General features: G+C 73.7%; 16 protein-coding genes and 1 tRNA gene. 9 read left to right on the forward strand and 8 right to left on the reverse strand.

All coding sequences use genetic code 11. From position 1 onward, the window contains the following. Positions 1–11: 11 nt before the first annotated feature. Positions 12–920, reverse strand: coding sequence for a hypothetical protein (locus WMF31_RS09305; RefSeq protein ID WP_436601587.1), 909 nt, complete (start codon positions 918–920; stop codon positions 12–14). A gap of 165 nt (positions 921–1085) precedes the next feature. Between WMF31_RS09305 and WMF31_RS09310 the strand changes: the two genes are divergently transcribed. Continuing rightward, positions 1086–1748, forward strand: a complete 663-nt coding sequence (locus WMF31_RS09310; RefSeq protein ID WP_436601588.1) for a hypothetical protein — start codon at positions 1086–1088, stop codon at positions 1746–1748. Positions 1749–1764: 16 nt separating this feature from the next. Here WMF31_RS09310 and WMF31_RS09315 read toward each other — a convergent pair whose 3' ends face one another. Together WMF31_RS09315 and WMF31_RS09320 are read right to left on the reverse strand one after the other, a co-directional pair. Beyond that, positions 1765–2286, reverse strand: a complete 522-nt coding sequence (locus tag WMF31_RS09315; RefSeq protein ID WP_436601589.1) for a YqaA family protein — start codon at positions 2284–2286, stop codon at positions 1765–1767. A gap of 68 nt (positions 2287–2354) precedes the next feature. Beyond that, positions 2355–2507 (reverse strand): hypothetical protein, encoded by a 153-nt coding sequence (locus WMF31_RS09320; RefSeq protein ID WP_436601590.1) that lies wholly within the window; start codon positions 2505–2507, stop codon positions 2355–2357. A 311-nt stretch (positions 2508–2818) separates the two neighbouring features. Between WMF31_RS09320 and WMF31_RS09325 the strand changes: the two genes are divergently transcribed. Next, a complete protein-coding gene (locus WMF31_RS09325) occupies positions 2819–3091 on the forward strand; it encodes a hypothetical protein (RefSeq protein ID WP_129351703.1) in 273 nt (90 codons plus the stop codon). 55 nt (positions 3092–3146) lie between these two features. On the opposite strand, the gene WMF31_RS09330 is transcribed toward WMF31_RS09325, so the two are convergent. Next, positions 3147–4529, reverse strand: coding sequence for a hypothetical protein (locus tag WMF31_RS09330; RefSeq protein WP_436601591.1), 1383 nt, complete (start codon positions 4527–4529; stop codon positions 3147–3149). A gap of 1120 nt (positions 4530–5649) precedes the next feature. Between WMF31_RS09330 and WMF31_RS09335 the strand changes: the two genes are divergently transcribed. The 3 genes from WMF31_RS09335 (at position 5650) to WMF31_RS09345 (ending at position 7597) form a co-directional block, all read left to right on the forward strand. Continuing rightward, on the forward strand, positions 5650–5826 hold the full coding sequence (locus tag WMF31_RS09335; RefSeq protein ID WP_436601592.1) for a hypothetical protein: 177 nt from the start codon (positions 5650–5652) through the stop codon (positions 5824–5826). A gap of 539 nt (positions 5827–6365) precedes the next feature. After that, entirely contained in the window at positions 6366–6998 is a 633-nt protein-coding gene (locus WMF31_RS09340; RefSeq protein WP_436601593.1) for a hypothetical protein, read from the forward strand. Continuing rightward, the gene (locus WMF31_RS09345) at positions 6980–7597 is read left to right on the forward strand and encodes an RNA polymerase sigma factor (protein ID WP_436601594.1); all 618 of its coding nucleotides are present in this window, start codon (positions 6980–6982) and stop codon (positions 7595–7597) included. Before WMF31_RS09340 ends, WMF31_RS09345 begins: the two co-directional genes overlap by 19 nt. Before the next feature lie 10 nt (positions 7598–7607). Here the strand turns inward: WMF31_RS09345 and WMF31_RS09350 are convergent, their stop codons facing one another. Then, a complete protein-coding gene (locus WMF31_RS09350; protein ID WP_436601595.1) occupies positions 7608–8453 on the reverse strand; it encodes a hypothetical protein in 846 nt (281 codons plus the stop codon). 271 nt (positions 8454–8724) lie between these two features. Here WMF31_RS09350 and WMF31_RS09355 point away from each other — a divergent pair, with 271 nt between their 5' ends. After that, complete coding sequence (locus tag WMF31_RS09355; RefSeq protein WP_436601596.1) at positions 8725–9414, forward strand: hypothetical protein; 690 nt, start codon at positions 8725–8727, stop codon at positions 9412–9414. Positions 9415–9634: 220 nt separating this feature from the next. Here WMF31_RS09355 and WMF31_RS09360 read toward each other — a convergent pair. Continuing rightward, a tRNA-His gene (locus WMF31_RS09360) sits at positions 9635–9710 on the reverse strand. A 187-nt stretch (positions 9711–9897) separates the two neighbouring features. Continuing rightward, positions 9898–10989 carry a histone deacetylase family protein gene (locus WMF31_RS09365; RefSeq protein WP_436601597.1) on the reverse strand — a complete coding sequence of 364 codons (1092 nt, stop codon included), beginning with the start codon at positions 10987–10989 and terminating at the stop codon, positions 9898–9900. An 83-nt stretch (positions 10990–11072) separates the two neighbouring features. On the opposite strand from WMF31_RS09365, the gene WMF31_RS09370 reads away from it, so the two are divergent. Next, positions 11073–12521, forward strand: coding sequence for an MXAN_5187 C-terminal domain-containing protein (locus WMF31_RS09370; RefSeq protein WP_436601598.1), 1449 nt, complete (start codon positions 11073–11075; stop codon positions 12519–12521). A gap of 22 nt (positions 12522–12543) precedes the next feature. Here the strand turns inward: WMF31_RS09370 and WMF31_RS09375 are convergent, their stop codons facing one another. Then, complete coding sequence (locus WMF31_RS09375) at positions 12544–13608, reverse strand: AAA family ATPase (RefSeq protein ID WP_436601599.1); 1065 nt, start codon at positions 13606–13608, stop codon at positions 12544–12546. Between the two features lie 144 nt (positions 13609–13752). On the opposite strand from WMF31_RS09375, the gene WMF31_RS09380 reads away from it, so the two are divergent. After that, positions 13753–14736, forward strand: coding sequence for a hypothetical protein (locus tag WMF31_RS09380; protein ID WP_436601600.1), 984 nt, complete (start codon positions 13753–13755; stop codon positions 14734–14736). A 121-nt stretch (positions 14737–14857) separates the two neighbouring features. Then, on the forward strand, positions 14858–17179 hold the full coding sequence (locus WMF31_RS09385) for a transglycosylase SLT domain-containing protein (protein ID WP_436601601.1): 2322 nt from the start codon (positions 14858–14860) through the stop codon (positions 17177–17179). The last annotated feature ends 101 nt before the right edge of the window (positions 17180–17280 follow it).

Here is a 17280-nt window from a genome sequence, read left to right on the forward strand (position 1 = left end):
GGGCGGCTGCCTCAGGCCTCCTCCTGCGCCGAGATCAGCGCCTCGCACGCGCGGAGCCAGCCGAGCGCCTCCCGGGCCCCCTCGCTGCCCCGCATCGCGAGCGTCCACCGCGCGTCGCGCCAGCGCGCCGCGAACGCGGCCCAGGCCGCCGCCTCCCGGCGGCGCTCGGAGAGCGCGGCGAGCTCCTCGTCGATGCGCTGGAAGGGGAACACCGGCTTGCCGAGGCCGAAGCGCGCCTGCAACCAGTGGACCACGCTGATGAGGAGACCGTACCGGCAGCGGCGAGCGGCCTCGTCCACGCCCACCACCGGAGATCTCCAGTCCAGGTGGATGTCGTCGAGCTCCGGCGGCCGGGGCTCGATCTTGCCCACGCAGAGGTGCACCGCCTCCTGATCGGGCTCATGCACCTCGCGCCACGTGTCGGCGTCGAGCGGCTCGCCGCCGCCGAGGAGCGCGGGCCAGCTCCTGGCGAGCGCGCCGAGCAGCGCGCCCCGCTGGTGCTCGATCCCCCCGAGGACCGTGTCACGCGCGACGCGGCGGCCGCCCGCCCCCGCGAGCAGGCCGTCGAGCCGCTCGCGCATCGCGGCCGGCTCGGCGTAGACCACCTTGAATCCCGCGCTCCCACCGCACCACACGTTGCGCAGATACCTGATCTGGCTCCACAGCCCGAGCGCAGGATCGATGTCGCGGAGCCGCTCGAAGATGCGCGCGACCACGTTGAGGCACGTCGGTCCGAGCCGGGTGAGCGCCTCGCCGAGGTCGCGGGGCGCGGGGGCGCCCCAGAACGCGTTGTCGAGGTTGAGCGCCGCCCCGGGGCTCCCCGCGAGCCGGTCGGCGAGGCTCCTCTCGAGCGCCTCGCGCAGGGGCGCCTCGAGCCCCGAGAGGTGCGGGCCGGCCCCCTCGTCGCGTGAACCGCTCATGCGAGCATCCTATCACGATCGCCGCGCGCCTCCGCCCGCGCCGCGGCCGCCTGTGGGGGGGGGCGGCGCACCTGCACGGGAGGAGGGCGGCCGTCAAGTTTTCTTCGTGTCGTGCGGCATATCACTGCGTTCAGCGCGAACGTGCTAGAAGTCTCGAGAACCGGCATGGATCCCAAGATTCTGGAGATGCTCTTCATCGCTGTTAGCAACGGCGTCGCCCTCTTCATCGGCGCTTACCTCGCGCGCAGATCGGCAGAGCTCAGCGGGGACCGCCGGGCCGAGCGCGAGGAGAGCGCGGAGCTCACGCGGCAGCGGCGAGAGGCGCTCCTGCAGCGGCTGGCGCTGCAGCGGCGCGCGCTCGACGACTACGCCCGGATCGTCGTCCGGTGGTCGTCGGCGCCGGGGCCCGGCGCGCCGCACACGAGAGAGGAGGATCTCGCGGCAGACCAGGAGTCGATCGCGGTCTACGCGCAGATGGCCAACGCGTTCGGGAGTCGGCAGTTCGCGGAGCAGGTCGCCGCGACGCTGCACGCCGTGCGCGCCGGCAGGGGCAATGCCCAGGTGTTCCCGTTCTCCGTGCAGATCGTGTCGGCGTGCTATCAGGAGATGATCCGGGCGATCTCCGAGCTGGAGAAGGAGATCGGCCTGCCGGCGCCGCGGTCGCCCGCGCGGCCGTTCCTCCCGGACGAGGAGCTCGCGAAGGAGGCGACTCGGCTGTTCTCCAGGAACGTGGTGGAGCGCTCCGGGATCGACCTCGGCATGGTCGATCAGATCCTGGAGCGCGTCAGGGTGAACCCCTCGTCGGAAGAGACGGAGAGCTCCGGGTAGCGCTCGTACCAGGGCTTCACTGGCTCCATCCCAGCCGGATGAGCGCATAAAAGAGGATGAGCCGCGGCACGCGGAACAGCACCAGCGTGACGAAGTAGCGCGGCGGGATCCGGTACAGCCCCGACAGGTAACAGAGCATCGAGAAGGGGACCGGCGTGAGGCTCCCGATCGCGATCGCCCAGTACCCGTAACGCGCGAACAGGCGGTCTATCCTGGGCCGCGTCCGCTCGAGGCGCGCCGCGAGGATGCGGAAGCGCGCGAGGTGCCCGGCGAGGAGGTAACCCGTGCTGCCGGCGAGGAGCGAGGCCACCGAGATCACGACCATGGGCGCGACCTGCGGGCCTCCCGAGGAGATCGCCGTCAGCATGTAGAACTGCGGGGGGATCGGGAACGAGAACGCGTCGGCCAGGTAGGTGCCGAGGAACATCCCGGCGAGGCCGAAGCGCTCCACGAACGCGCGGCCGAGCGCGTCGAGCGGGTCGCGCGCGACGTGCGCCGCGAGCGCGATCGCCCCGAACAGGGCGCCCAGGCTGAGCACCAGCTGGGCCAGCGTCCGCCACAGATCTCGCCGTCCTTCGGTCGAGCGCGCCTCGCGTCCCTGCGGCGTCAGACCGCCTCCTCGCGGCGGCGCTTCAGCCGCTCGATGATCCGCCTGCCGCGGAGCGTGCTTTGCGGAAGCCGCGTGGCCGCGGGCTTCTCTTGCGCCCACCGCTGGCCCGGATCAGCCTCGAGCGGGGTGTCGGCTTGCTTGGATGGCATCCGTCCTCGGCGTCTGTGGGCGCACGGGAGCGCCCATGCCGCAATGTAACACGCCAGGCGTATCGGGCCAGCGCGGCGAGGTGTCCTTCGGCGCGCGCGCCTCAGCCCGCGCGCGCCGTGGGCGGCTGCGCGGGATTCGTCTATGCTGGGCGCGGACGCGTGGCCTCCTGGTGAGGCTCTCGGGCTCGAGCCAGGGCGCCGGTCCCGCGCCGCGCCCCGCGCTCGCGTCACGCACGATGACCCAGGCCAGAGGTCGACGGCGGGGTCGCTCCCCGAGAAGAACGCCGTTCCACAACCGAGATGGGCTGATCATGAAGAACGCAGAACTCCGAACGATTCCCCTCGTCGTCGCGCTCGCTCTTGGGTTGGTCGCCGCAGGATGCAAGGACGAAGAGATCTTGCACTCGTGCCATGAGCTCTGCAAACACCGGATCCTGTGCGAGGAGGAGCGCGGGAATCCGCCGCCGAACCAGACGAGCTGCGAGACCGCGTGCCTCGGCATCCAGGGCAACGACCTGATCGAGCGATCCGAGGAGTGCGTGAACGAGGCGTCGTGCGACTACGTGGCCTGCGTGGAGCCTTGAGCCGGCGAGCGCGCGAGGGGGGCGGGGCGCCTCGCCTCCCGGCCAGAGCGCCGGATCAGCGCGGCTCGCGGCACTCGGGCGCGTCGCGGAGCGCGCCCGAGGTGCGCGGCCCGTCGAAGTGCAAAAGCTCGAGATCGACCAGATCGAGGCTCTTGAACGTGAGATCGAGCGGGCCGACCGACACGCCGGCCTCCGCCTGGGCGTAGGCGCGCACGCCGCCGTCGACGCGCGCGTCGTACGAGCAATAAGGCGGCGCGGTCTCCGCCGTGACGCGCGCATAGGCCTGCACGCCGACGTTCGGGCCGAGGATCCCGTACAGGCGCGCCCGGAGCTCCGCGCCGGCGCTCACCTTGCCGGACGCCGTGATCGGGCCGGGCGCCCCGACCTCCGCCGTGCCCGACGCCGAGCAGGAGGGCTCCCAGATCGTGCGCCACTCCTCGTTCCGGTAATCGACCCCGGCCGCGATCTCGGCGGTCGCCTGCGCCTCGGCGGTCACCTCGGCGGCCGTGAAGGACAGCCCCAGATCGGCCTTCGCCCTCGGCACGACCTCCGTCGTGACGATCACGGGCACGGGACCCACCCAGAACGTCAGCGTCGGGAGGGGCAGGCTCGGGACGCCGCCGGCGAGCGCGAGGAGATCGACCGTGCAGCGCCCCTCGACCGTGCCCGCGCCGCGGAGCCTGGCGGTCACATCGAGCTCGCCGGACGCGACGAAACGGAGCTGCTTCAGCTCGGGCACCGGGTTGAGCTTGCCCCTCGGGCCGACGTGGACCTCGAGGTCGAGCACCGGGGAGAGCTCGGCCTCGACGTCGAGCTCCGCCGCCCCGTGCGCGGTGACCCCGCACGACGCGGGGAGCGCGGCCGAGGAGAGATCGACGAGCTTGAGCGAGGCGCCGGACGAGACCTTCAGGGCCTCGGCCTGGCTCGCGATCGGCTCGCCGTCCTCCTCGCCGAGCTCGCGGGCGCGGGCCGCGTGCGCGTCGAGGGCGCGCGCGTACTCGCGAGCGTCGTAGTGGACGCGGAAGTGCCCCTCGGTCATGAACTCCGTGAGGTAGGCGGGCGTCGTCTCGAGCGCCACGCGCATCGCGTCGAGCGCGCGGACGCGGACGACGCGGATGAGGTAGCCGCCGCCCTGCGTGCCGCCGAGCACGTCGCCCGGCGCGAACGGCGGCAGGCTGCCGTCATGGGTGATGACGAGTTCATGGCTCCCGAGCTCCGCGCCGAGGAACCCCGGCTCCTTCTCGGGCACGCGCGCGCGGTCGGACAGCGTGATCGGCTGGACGACGTCGACGGCGCCGGGGGCCGGCAACTCGGCACGTTCCGACGCTTCGCTCGATTCGACGACACACGCGCTGAGCGGCGTCGCGCCGGCTGCGAGGAGGATGACAGTCATGAGGCGCGCGGCCCGCGCGCGGCGCCCGGGAGAGGTGGTGTGCATGGGCGCGGACGCTACGCGGGCTTTGTGGCGAACGGGTTACGAGAAAAAGACTTGCTGTCTCCGTCCGCGTGGACAAGCGCTCACCGCGCTGGGTGGATATCCATGAATCGAGGTGACCGGGCGAGCGGCGCACGCCGGTCATGCGCGTGTTCCTGGTTCCCTCTTCCCGCGGGCAGCCCGTGACATCCCTCTTGCGAGCGCCGCCGAGGCGCTGGCCCGCGCGGCCCTGCCTCGCGGCGAGCCCAGGCAGGTCTCGGTCATGGGCGACGCGCGAGGGCGCGCGGCGCGTGGGGGGTCGACCCCGATCGCCCGGACGCTCGAGGCCGACGTGCTCGACGCGGCCCGCCGCCCTGGGCCCACGGCCGTCCACGCGACGCGCGCGGCCTGGAGGTCAGGGCCGGGTCGCCAGGGACGGGCCTGGACCCGCCGCGCTATCCGCGCCCTCGACTTCGTCTACCTCTTGCCTCTGAAGCCCTCGGGCCGCCGTTTTCTTCAGCGATTTCGGGCTGTTCTACCTGGGGTGAGTAACGGGATTTGAACCCGCGACACCTGGAGCCACAAGGCGCTTGCGGGCGTTGCGAAGTGCGGGTTTTCCCGGGGTTTTCCCGCCGCACCCCGGTGTCGCCGGCATCACCCCGCCGCACCCCCTTGTCGCCGGCGCTACACCGCCATGGCCGGGCGTCGAGGCGATGACCTCGGAGCCTCCGCCGAGCGCCGCGAGCATCGAACCGCCGGACCCGCTCGCGCTCACGCTCGCTCTCGGGCTCGCCGTCGGGCTCGCCGTCGTAGCGCTGCGCCGGTAAGCGCCCCGCCCGGCAGCACGGCTGCGCCGAGCTCCAGATCGGCACCTCGAGGCCTTCCAGGGCCGGCGCGGTGCCACCGCCGGCGGCGAGGGCGGCGAGGCACGAGGCACGAGGCACGCCTCGAGGGGCGCCAGTCTTCCCAGGCGATCGCCTGGACTTGAGCGATTCCGGGCGTTTGCGGCCGGTTTCGACCCCTGATCCGATCACCCCCCACGCGCGCGAGCGCGGTCCGCAACCGTAGACTTCATCTCTACGGTTGCCCCCGCTCACCCCGCGCGCGCGGAGCGCGGGGGGCTAGCGCCGGCAGAGCTCGCGCCGTGACCCCGCTCACCCCGCGCGCGCGGAGCGCGGAGCACCATGTCGAGCTGCGCCTCGAGGGCGAGCTCCCCGCGGGCGACGGCCACGGCCAGGGCGGCGAGCTCCCCGTGGGGCGGGCAACCCTCGAGGGCGACGTAGACGCCGGCGGCGCTGCGCCTCGAGCCCGGCCAGCATAGCGCACGAAGCGCAGCTCGACGGCCGGCCCCCCAGCCTGCAGCGCCCCGCTCCGGTCGCGGCATTACGGATGCGCCCGATCTTCTCTCACGAAATCGTCACCCACCGGCGGGAAGCCCTGGTAGCTTCCGCGCTCGTCCAGCCCGCGGGCGCGGCGCTGTCGGGGCGATCGGGCGGCGAAGAGCTGCCGCTCGGGAGCGCCTTTCCTCTTGACGCTGGCCACCCCCTCGCGCGTGCGCGCGCGTGCCACAGGTAGACCGGCCGAGCCAAGAAAGTGGACGACGTCCACGGGCCGGCGCTGGTAGCCTCGCCCGCATGCCCATCACCCCCCCGGATCCCGGCATCATCGGCAGGTTCCTCGAGTTCCTTGCCCTCATCGGCGTAGGAACCGCCCTTTCTTGGCCCACCTGGAAGCGCCGCGTACGGTCGGCGCCGTGCCCGCCGCACCGTCTCCCGAAGCCCTGACAGCGCCGCGCGGGGGCGCCGCCCGCGCCCCTGGCCCTGACCACCCCGTCGCCCACCCGCAAGCCCAGGCGTCGCCGTGATCCCGGCGCTATGGGGCTTCTCCGCCCTGGCGACGCTCCTCTCCTGGATCGTCGCGCGGCATCAGCGTGAGCACCGACCGATCGCCTGGCTGCTCGCCTACGGCCTCGGGAGCGACGCCGTCCGGGAGTTGATCGGCGCGCAGGTGCTTCGGCCCGCTCGCGCCGAGCTCGAGGGCGCCCCGTTCACGGGATGGGTGCGGGCGGCCTTCCACTTCGAGTCAGCGATGTTCGTGGGCTGGATGGCCGGGGTGGCCGCGCTCGCGGTGTGGATCTTCGGGCGGCGGCGCCCGTGGGGCGTGCTCGCGGTCTACCTCGTCGCGGTCGCGATTCTCGCCGCCGGATACCCCACCTTCCGGGGAGAGCTCCTCGGGAAGGCCTACCTGGCCTTGCAGCTCGCCGCCCTGTGCGTGTCGGTCGGGTGCCTGATCTCGTGGTTCCTCGGAGACGAGCGAGGCCGGACCCATCACCTCGCCGCAGGGTTCTTGATCATCGGTGAGGCGATGATGCTGATCGGCCCGTACCGCGTGGGCCTTTTCGAGTCCTGGGAGCTCGCGCGCTCGGTCCTGATCGCGCTCTACATCTCTCTCGTGCCAGTCCAAGGGGTAGCCATATGGCGCCGGACGTCATAGTCCTGACCTTCGGGCAGCTCATCGCGTTCGCTGCCGTCTTCATCATCCGGAACAGGCGTTTCGCCCCGAAGCGGCTGACCGCGGCGGAGCTCATCGCCCAAGCGGGCATCGTCCGGGCCTTCATCGCGCGCAGCCTTCGAGGCACCCAGGCGACGAGAGAGGACGTCAAGGACCTCACCCAAGACGTGCTCCTCGCCGCGTGGGAGGCCAGCGAGGAAGAGCGCTACCGCCCCGACCCGGACGCTCCGCCGGTGCGCGCGCTCCGTGCCTGGCTGCGCGCGCTGGCCTTTCACCGCGTCTCCCATCACCTCGAGGCTGCCCGGACGCGACGCGAGGAGCTCGTTGCTGACCCGCCCGACGTCGAACGCGAGCCGACCGCGGAGCGGGACCTCGAGCGCGAGGAGCTGCGCCTCGCGTTGCTCGACGCCCTGCGCGAGCTGCCCGAGCACGAGGGCGCCGTCGTCATCGCCCACGACATCGACGAGATCCCGATGGAGGAGATCGCCGCGCAGCAGGACACGCCGGTCAGTACGCTCTATCGGTGGCGCACGCTCGGGATCGCCGCGCTGATCAAGGCGTTGCGGCCAGCGCGCAGGTGAGCGCTGGCGCTCAGGTGTACTGACCGAGGGCGATCCAGTCGTTCGCAGCAGCGATCTGCGCCTGTATCTCGAGCTCCAGCTGCCGCACCGAACGATCGTAGAAGCGTCCGTACGGCAAGGCTTCCGCCCCGCGGAAGCTCATGTAACGGGTCGTCGTACCAGCAGACGTGTCACCGCTCTCCTGTTTTGTCGGCGTGAGATCGGGCGGGAGCTCGCGCGGCTGGACGGTCCCGTCCGCTCTGAAACAGAGTCCACCGGGCGGCGGGGGAGCGTAGGTGGCCTTGAAGCGGGCGAGCTTTTCCGCCTCTCGCTTCGCGTCGATCTCCTGCGACACCGCGCGAGCCTCGTCGGCCGTTGTGCAGTTCAGCCAGCGGTCGATCTTCTCCTTCGCATCACGGGTGTTCGTCGCATCTCCGCCCCCGCTACTCGGAGGGCTGAGCTCGAACCGATAGGCAGGCGTCTCAGGATTACCACCCGCCCCGAGCTGCATCGAGACACCGCAGGTGTAGCCCAAGAAGCGGCTGTGACCGTACCAGTGCCGCGCCTTCTCTGGCAGCGCGAGGAATTGCGCGTGCTGGACGTGAGCGAGCTTGTGGAAGTTGCCGATCGGCTTGACGTCGGCCCCGAGCTTCTGTGCCCACTTCGCGTCGTCCCTGGCGCTCTCGACCGCGGCGGCGATGTCAGCGAGGTTCTTGCGAATGAGCGCCTCCCCCGCGATGACGAGCTCGACGCTCAGCATGAACCGGGCCTTGGCGGCGGCGAGGGATGCCCGCTCGGCCAGGTCATCTCTCGTCTCGCCGGAGCGCCTCTCGGCACGAGCGCGGAGCTCCTCGGCGCGGTCCGGGGCGATGGCCATCAGCCGCATGCTCGGCCGCGGCGAGGGCAAGGAGAGCGCCAGCCTGCTCGGGGTGCTGGTTGTTCACCCAGGTTTCACTCGCGCAACCCTTGCGCGGAAAAGTCGGGAGGTCCCCGCCTGGACACCCCTGGAACTGTAGACGGGGGTGCGCAGCGTGCCCCACCGACACCCCGAGCCCTCGGGCGATCGACCGATAGGGCTTCCCCCGCCGGTACCGCTCGCGTTCACCAACCCGTCGACTGGCGGGCATCTCAGCACCTAGTCTGCGAGCATGCAGACACCCGACGGCGAGCCTCCTCAGGCTCAGCCCGGCGCGCTCTCGAAGCGGCAGATCATCGTGTGGAGCGTCATCTTCGGCGCGGTGCTGCTCGTGGTCCTGTCGCGCTCGGCCTTCGAGCCGAAGACGAACAGTCGCCCGGCGGCGCCGGCGGCACAGGTACCGGCCGGGGCTCGGCCCGCTTCCACGTCCGCCAAGCCACCAGCCTCCACGACGGCGAACGCCGCGCTTCCAGCCCGCGAGGAGATCGCGACGTGGACCGCGGCGCAGCGAGAGGCGCGCATGCGGGAGGCCTGCCGGGACGACGGCCACTGCAACCCGGCCCTGGTCTACGAGCTCCTAAAAGCCTCGTCAGGCGCAGAAACAGCGCGGCTGGAGAAGGTCTGCCTCGAAGCTCGCAACGGTGCGGTCCGACGCGCGCGTGCCCTTCTCGGCCAACTCCGAAAGCTCGCGCGCAACGGCGGCGGCGCCGACGCTGTCGGAAGCGTGGACGACGTGCGCGCCGAGCTCAACAAGATGGCGGCGGACTTCACCGGGATCGTGAACCTCAGAATCGCCGCTGGGAACGTGCGCGCGTGCGTGATGCTGGGCGAGGGGAGTCACTGCGACGACGCGGCAGCGCTTCTGCGCGATGCCGAGAAGGAGTTGCAGGAACCACAGCGCGCCTACTGCGCGCTGAAGTAGCTTTGCGCCGAGCGTCCTCCGCGCTCTGCTCGTCGGCGACGCGCACGCCTTCGGCGAAGAGCCTCGCCTGCCCGGGCTCGTTCTGGCGCCGCATGCCGAGCTTCTGCGCGAGCACCTCTTTCCCGGCAACCGGTCGGCCGGCGCGGGTCTCCTCCAAGAGAAGGCGCAGCACGAAGCCCTCGGGTCGCCGTTTTCTTCAGCGATTTCGGGCTGTTCTACCTGGGGTGAGTAACGGGATTTGAACCCGCGACACCTGGAGCCACAATCCAGTGCTCTACCAACTGAGCTATACCCACCGTTCTTCACGGCCCAGCGGGCTGCGAAGGCCTGGCAGGATACTCAGCTCCGCGCAAAGTGCAATCGGGTAACGCACCGGCGCATCTGCTTTTTTTGGGTCGACCTGTGGGCCCTCCCACACCCGCCCCCCCGCCGCCCCGGCCGCGCCCCCGTGCCCGTGCGCGCCGGCCGCGGCGCCCGGCCGGCTCAGAGCGTCGTCCACCGGCGCCGCGCGACCGTGCGGACCCGGTCCAGGTCCGCACGGTGGCGCGGCGAGATCGGCGCGCGCTGGGCCGGCTGCGCCGCGGCCCCGGCCGGCTCGTCCGGTAGCGCGCAGCCCGCCGCGCCGAGCAGCGCCGCGGCGAGCGAGTTCTCGAGCGCGGACAGGTCGTAGCCGCCCTCCAGGAGGACGCCGAGCCGGCCCCCCGCCTTCGCGGCCGCCATCGCCGCGAGCCGCCGGCCCATCGCCGCGTAGGCCCACCGCGACAGCTTCATCGCCGCCATCGGGTCGCGCTCGTGCGCGTCGAACCCCGCCGACACCAGGATGAGCTCGGGCGCGTACTCGTCCAGCACCGGCAGGACGATCTCGTCGAACGCCGCCTCGTACACCGCGTCCGTCGCCCCGTCGGACAGCGGCACGTTCAGCGTGTAGCCCGTGCCCTCGCCCCCGCCGATCTCGTCTGCGGCGCCGGTGCCGGGATAGAACGGCCACTGGTGCAGCGAGCAGAACAGGACCCGCGGGTCGTCCCAGAAGATGTCCTGCGTGCCGTTGCCGTGGTGCACGTCGAAGTCGATCACCGCCACCCGCGAGAGCCCGCGGCTCAGGGCGGCCCGCGCGGCCACGGCGACGTTGTTCAGCAGGCAGAAGCCCATGCCGGTGTCGCGCGTCGCGTGGTGGCCAGGCGGGCGCAGCAGCGCGGCCCCGAGCCGGCCGGGGCCGGCGAGCAGCGACTCCACCAGCGCCACCGCCGCGCCCGCGCCCCGCTTCGCCGCGTCGACCGAGCGGGGCACGACGTAGGTGTCGGGATCGAGCGCGGCGTAGTGGCCGCTGAGCCGATCGAGCGACTCCAGGTACCGCGGGACGTGCGCGCGGGCCAGCTCGTCCGGCGTCGCGTCGCGCGACGCGACGCGCTCCAGCGAGAGGCCGGACGCGGCGCAGCGCGCGATCGCGCGGCGGGCGGCCTCGAGGCGCTCCGGGCGCTCGGGGTGCGCGCCCCGCGCGCGGTGTTGTTCGAACAGCGCGTCGTCGACGACGTAGAGGCGCGGGCCTTCGGTGTGCGGTGGATTCAAGTGCGCCATGTGCCGGGTTGGGAGAGTTGTAGCAGCGCCGCAGCGGATGTTAGCTTGCCCTGGGCCCCCACAAGAAGGAGTGGAGACGCAGGATGCGCGGAAAGATCATCGCAGTCTTCGCCGTGATTGTCCTCATGGTCGGAGGGCTTTCGTACACCCTCGCGCGCGCCTCCCTGGGGAGCATCTCCGCCTCCGGCGAGGCGCCCCGCGCCCTCGCGGCCGCCATGGCGCAGCTCCAGGTCGACGGCCTCGTGCTGGAGCGCTGGCTCGCCTCGCACGCGAGCGGCCCGAGGCTCCGCGAGCCGTTCAACGCGGGCACCGCCCCGGCGCGCGCCGAGGCCGCCACGAGCGCGGCCAACGCGATCCGGGAGGCGGTCGCCGCATCGCCCGAGCTCGCCAAGACCCCGCCCTCGCTCGTGGTCCTCGTCGACAGGAAGGGCGTGGTCCTCGGCCGGAACGCGTCCGCCCTCATGCGGGGGGACGATCTCGGCGCCGTCTACCCGTCGCTGAAGCGCGCGATCGAGCAGGGCGTGACCGGCTCGGACGTGTGGGTGAGCCGGGCGCGCAACGAGCAGCTGCTCGCGTCCTACGCGCCCGTCCGCGACGACGCCGGGCAGATCGTCGGCGCCGTCGCGGTGGGCACCGCGCTGAACGACGAGCGGCTGAGCAACGCGAGCGAGCGCACGAGCGGCCGGATCCTCGTCGTCGCGGTGCAGTCGGGCGACGGGCTCGACGTGGTGGCGAAGTCGCGCGACGCCTCGCCCCAGCTGGTCTCGGCGCTCACGGCGTCGCCCGCGAAGGACGGCGCCCTGCACGCGCTGGGCTCCGGGCGCATGGTCGACATCGGCGGGCTGCCGGCCGAGTACCGCGCCGTGGGGCAGGCGCTCGACGGCTACGGCGACGGGCGGCGGGCGGTGCTCCTCAGCATCGCGGAGCTCAAGGCGCCGGGGACCGCGGGCGCGCTGCTCTGGCCGGTGCTCGGGGTCACGGCGCTCGGGCTCGTGCTGGTCGTGGTCGCCGCCTACTTCCTGGACGCGTACGTCTCGCGGCCGATCTCCGAGATCGAGGACGGCCTGCTCGCCATCATGAACGGCCGGACCGACCTCCGGTTCGGGATCGAGCACGCCGAGCTCGGCGGGCTCGTGTTCCGGCTGAACTCGCTCCTCAACCAGCTCCTCGGCGTGCAGGAGGACGAGACCGACGCCGACGGGCGGCCGTCGCGCGCGCCCGCGTCGGCGTCGTTCCGGGACGCGCTCGAGGTCGACGAGCGGATGGCCGCGCTGTCCGCCGACGAGATCCCGGCCGACGCCAAGGCGCTGCTCGAGGAGCCGGAGGACGCGTACTATGCGCGCATCTTCCGCGAGTACATCGCCGCGAAGCGCTCGCTCGGCAACCCGGTGGATCACATCACCCGCGACGCCTTCGTCGCCCGCCTCAAGGCGAGCGAGCAGGAGCTCGGCCAGAAGCACGGCAAGCCGATGCGCTACAAGATCGAGGTGCGCGGCAAGGAGATCGTGCTCCTCGCCGTCCCGCTGGCGTGACCGCCGCCCTACGAACTACTAGCTAGTGAAGGACGGCGTCGGGGCCCTGGTGCAGCTCGACGCGTCCGGACGCGGGGTCGCGGCGGAGCGCGATCACCTCGGAGAGCTCGCAGCCGAGCGCGACCGCGGGCGATGAGGTCGTGACGATCCACTGCACGTTGGGCAGCGCCGCGCGCAGCCGCGAGGTGAGCGAGCGCTGGCGGTGCAGCGGCTGCTGCGCCTCGATGTCGTCGATCAGCACCACGCCCTCGGCCAGGCGCGGATCGACGCCCGGGTGCGCGGCCGCGAGCGCGCGGAGCGAGAGCGCGCCGAACGCGACGATGTGCCGCGCGCTCCGCCCGAGGTCGTCGAAGTCCGCGCGCTGGCCGCCCGCGCGCTCGAAGACCGGCTCGAGCCGGAGCGGATCGACGCCCAGGTACGCCGCGCCGGTGCCCTCGAGCAGCACCGCGAGCACCTCCCGGAGCGCGCGCTCGAGCGCATCGAAGCGCGCCGCCCGCGCGTCCGGCCTGCCCTCCGGCCGGCCGCGCGCGACCGCGGCGGCGAGGGGGACGAACGAGAGCACCTGCTTCGTCTCGCGGGCGAGATCGGCGCGCGTCGCGTCGTCGAAGCCCGCGACCGCGCGGACGTCGTAGCGGAGGACGCTGCGCTCGGGCGCCGTCAGCACGATCGACGCGCGAGAGAACCAGCGCGCGCCCGGGAGCGCGACGAGGACGAAGCCGCCCTCCGCCGCGCGCCGATCGAAGAGCGCTTGCTCCCTCCGCCGCACGACCGCCGCCTCCTCGGGCTCGTCGAGGCGGGCGTTCGGGCTCGCCACGCGCAGCGGGTGCGCGCGCGCCGGGTCGTCGACGCCGAGCACCCAGTCGGCGACCACGGCCGACGGCGGGCCGTCCTCCCCGCGCGACCTCGGCTGGGCGACCGCGTACCCGGGCCGCGTCGACGCGATCGCCGAGAGGATCGACGTCTTGCCCACGCCGTCGCCGCCGAAGAGGACCACGAGCCGACGCGGCGCGCCGGCGGCGTCCTCGAAGCCGAGCGAGAGGTCGTCGAACGGGCCGACATGGGCGAGGCGGACGCGGGAGAGCAGCACCGCGGTCGAAGCTACCACCGCGCGGCGCGCGCGCGGAGCGCCGCACGCCACCCGGCGCGCAGCGCCGCCCGCGGGCGGCGCCGCCGCGCATCCGGTGGCGCGCCGGGGCGCGGCGGCCTAGAGTCGTCCTCTGGGGTGCTCACCGTGCTGCGCAAGCTGCCTCCGCCGGACTTTCGCTACGTCGGGCTCCACCCGGATCCCGGCTCGACCGGGGCGCTCGCCGCGGCGGGGACGGCGGGGCTCGCGGGCGTCGCCGCGGCGCTCTTCAGCGCCGGCAGCCAGACGCTCTCGCTGGGGCTCATGGCGATGGGGAGCGCGATCGGCGCGCTCACCCTCGCGCGCGCCGGGCAGCGCATCTCGGCCCGGCGCGGCGCGCGCGAGGTGACGATGGCCGTCGTGCCCTGGGGCGTCCTCGTCGACCCGGACACGGCGCCGCGGGTGCTGCGGTGGCCCGCCGTGCGGCGCGTGAGCGTGGACGTGTCGCACACGATGCGCGGCGGGACGCCGGCCGTCGTGTCGAGCCTCGTGACGGTGCACACCGAGCGCGACGTGCTGGCCGGCCGCGCCGCGGGCGCCGTCAACCTGGAGCGGCTCCTCGCGAACCTCGACGGCTACGCGCAGGAGGCGGCACGGCCGGTCGCGGGCGACATCGAGGGGGTGACGGCGCTCGGCGACGGCGTGACCGAGCCGGTCGCCGCGGCGCTGCTGCGAGCGGCGGACGCCGCGTGCGTGACGAGCTGCGGCGCGGCGCGGCTCGCGCTGCCGGCGGGCGGCTACCGCGCCGCCGCGGCGCGGGGCGCGGCGCCGGAGACGGTCGCGGTGCTGCGCGCGGCGCTCACGTCGAGCCACGGCTGCCCCGCGGATCCGCGGCCGCTCTCGGCCATCCTCGCGGGCGTGCTCGGGGCGACGGAGCTCGTGCCCGATCTCCTGCGGCTCGCGAGCTCGCCCCACCCGGTGGCCGCCGCGTTCGGCAAGGCCGCGGCGCTGCGGCTCGGTGCTCCGCCGAACCGGGCCGGCTCGCTCGATGAGATCGCGGCGTTCCTGTTCGAGGAGGACGTCGAGATCGGCAAGCGGTGGATCGCGTCGGACGCCACACTTTGTTTGCGACAGGGCGCGGAAGCTTGCTAGCTAGAGGGGTCGGCAGCGCGAGCGCTGCGGCGCGAGCGGCCTGCGCGCGGAGGCCGCCGCCCCGCGGGGCTCCGTCCACGGGGCGCGCTGCCGGCGGATCGTCCACCGCGCCGGGTCGGCCATGAATCGGGCTCCGTCGCTACCGAAGCCGTCATCACGGGAAGCGCGCCGCCGGCTCGCCGCGACGTGCCTGTTCGGCCTCTCGCTCGCCGCCTGCGCCGAGCACCGCACGGCCGGGCCGCCGCCGTCGCAGAGCACCGCGCGCCTCGCGCCGCCGGCCGGGCCGCCCGCGGCGGCCGCGACCGCCCCGCAGGGCGAGTCGCCCGCGCTGGACGGCGGGTGGGTCGAGGCGGTGCGGCTCGAGCGCTGGGCCGAGGCGGCGGAGCGGATCGACGCGATGCCGCTCGAGCAGCGGGCGCTGCCGTCGATGAAGTACGCGCGGGCGCGCGTCGCGTTCGAGCTCGGCGATCACGAGAAGACGGTGGAGCTGCTCCACGGCCTGGAGCAGGCGCTGCCGCTGCTCGCGCGCGAGGTGGCGCGCTACCGCGCGGCGGCGGCGCTCGAGGTGGGGCCGTTCCTCGCCGCGGCGGCGTACTACGAGGCCTCGGGCAGCGCGCTCGATCTGGCGCGGGCGGCGACCGCCTACAGGAAGGGTGGCGACCTCGAGCGGGCCCGCGCGCTCGCGGACCGGGCCGTGGGCGCGGCGCAGCGCGCGCGCAGGTCGCGCGACGAGGCGACGGCGCGGCTCTCGCGGGCGCGCGTCCAGCTCGCCGTGCACGACGCGCCCGAGCGGCCGGCGGACAAGGGCAGGTCGAAGGCCGCCGCGGCGGAGCTCGCGCTCGTGGACCTCCGGTGGATCGTCAAGAACGCGCCGTCGTCGCCCGACGGGCGCGAGGCCGCGGCGCTCCTCGCCGCGGCGCCGGGGCAGGCCTCGCCGGGGGAGCGGCTCCAGGCGGTCGACGCGATGGTCGCCGCGGGCCGCGCGGCCGACGCGATCGCCGAGCTCGACAAGCTGTCGGGCGTGCCGGCGGCGGAGCTGCACCACCGCCGCGCCACGGCGCTGTACCGGGCGCGCGACTACGCGGGCGCGGCGGAGGCGTTCCTCAAGGGGGCGGCGTCGCCGTCCGCGCGCCAGGCGGAGCAGCTCCACCTCGCGGCGCGGTCGCTCTCGCGGCTCCACCGCGAGGGCGAGGCGATCGAGCAGCACCTCGCGGTCGCGCGCAGGTTCCGGAGGACCCGCTGGGGCGAGCTCTCGAGCTTCCTCGCGGCGCAGCTCCTCATGCAGGTCGGGCGCTACACGGAGGCGGTCGCGCAGTACGGTCGGTTCCTCGCCGCCTACCCGCGGAGCGCGCGGCGCGCGGAGGCGCGCTTCGAGCGGGCGCTCGCGATGCTGTCGACGAAGGGCGCCGGGGGGGCGCGCAAGCCGCTGGAGCAGCTCGCGCGCCGCGCGCGCGCGGTCGAGGCGGCGAGGCTGCGCGAGCTCGCGGGGCTCGCGGCGCTGCGCGGGGGCGACCGCGGCGGCGCGGTGCGGATCTGGACCGAGGTGATGCGGGAGCAGCCGCTCTCGTGGGGGGCGCTGCTCGCGCGGTCGCGCCTCGCGGCGGTGGGCGCGCCCATTCCGCCGCTGCTCGGCTCGGCGTCGAGCAAGGACGCTCGGCCCCTCGAGGTGAAGCTGCCGCCGGCGGCGGCGCTGCTCGCGTCGATGGGGCTCGACGGCGACGCGGAGACCTACCTCGCCGAGAACGAGCGGGAGGTGACGGCGGCCTACGAGGGGCAGGAGAGCGAGGCGCTCTGCAAGATGTACGCGCTGCTCTCGCCCGCGAAGCGGCGCTACCGGGTGGGCACGCGGGCGATCTCCGCCGCGGCGCTGCAGCGCGCGCCCTCGGAGGCCGAGCGCTGGGCGTGGGAGTGCGTCTATCCGGCGCCGTACCTCGGCGAGGTGCGCGCGCTGGAGGCGCAGCACGGGCTGCCGAAGGGGCTCGTCCACGCGCTGATGCGGCAGGAGAGCGCGTTCGATCCGGTGGTGGTAAGCCCCGCGAGCGCGGTCGGGCTGATGCAGCTCATGCCGGCGACGGCCCGGAAGGCGGCGCGCGAGCTCTCGCTCGGCTTCGATCTCGGGCAGCTCAAGAGCGCGCCGGTGAACCTGCGCCTCGGCGGCTTCTACATCGGCAAGCTGCTCCGGACGTTCCAGGGGAGCCTGCCGCTCGCGACGGCCGCGTACAACGCGGGGCCGAAGGCCGTGTCGCACTGGCTCGAGGGCCGCATCGACAGGGACACCGACGTGTGGGTGGCGCGGATCCCCTACGACGAGACGCGCAAGTACGTGGGCCGTGTTCTGTCGAACCTGGCGCGTTACCAGTGGCTCGACGGCGGGGACGCGGCGGTGGCGATGGTCTCGCTCTCGCTCCCCGCGGACGCGCGCGCCCCGGCGGACGCGTACTGAGGACGGCCGGAGGGTGGCCGCCGCGGCGGCGCGGGCGCTCCTCTCTCGCTGGAATTTTCGCTGGAATCGCGCGATGGGCCGGGCGCACCTTTACCGCTGAG

It is taken from the genome of Sorangium sp. So ce1036 (genome assembly GCF_051369805.1).
Lineage (GTDB): Bacteria > Myxococcota_A > Polyangia > Polyangiales > Polyangiaceae > Sorangium > Sorangium cellulosum_F.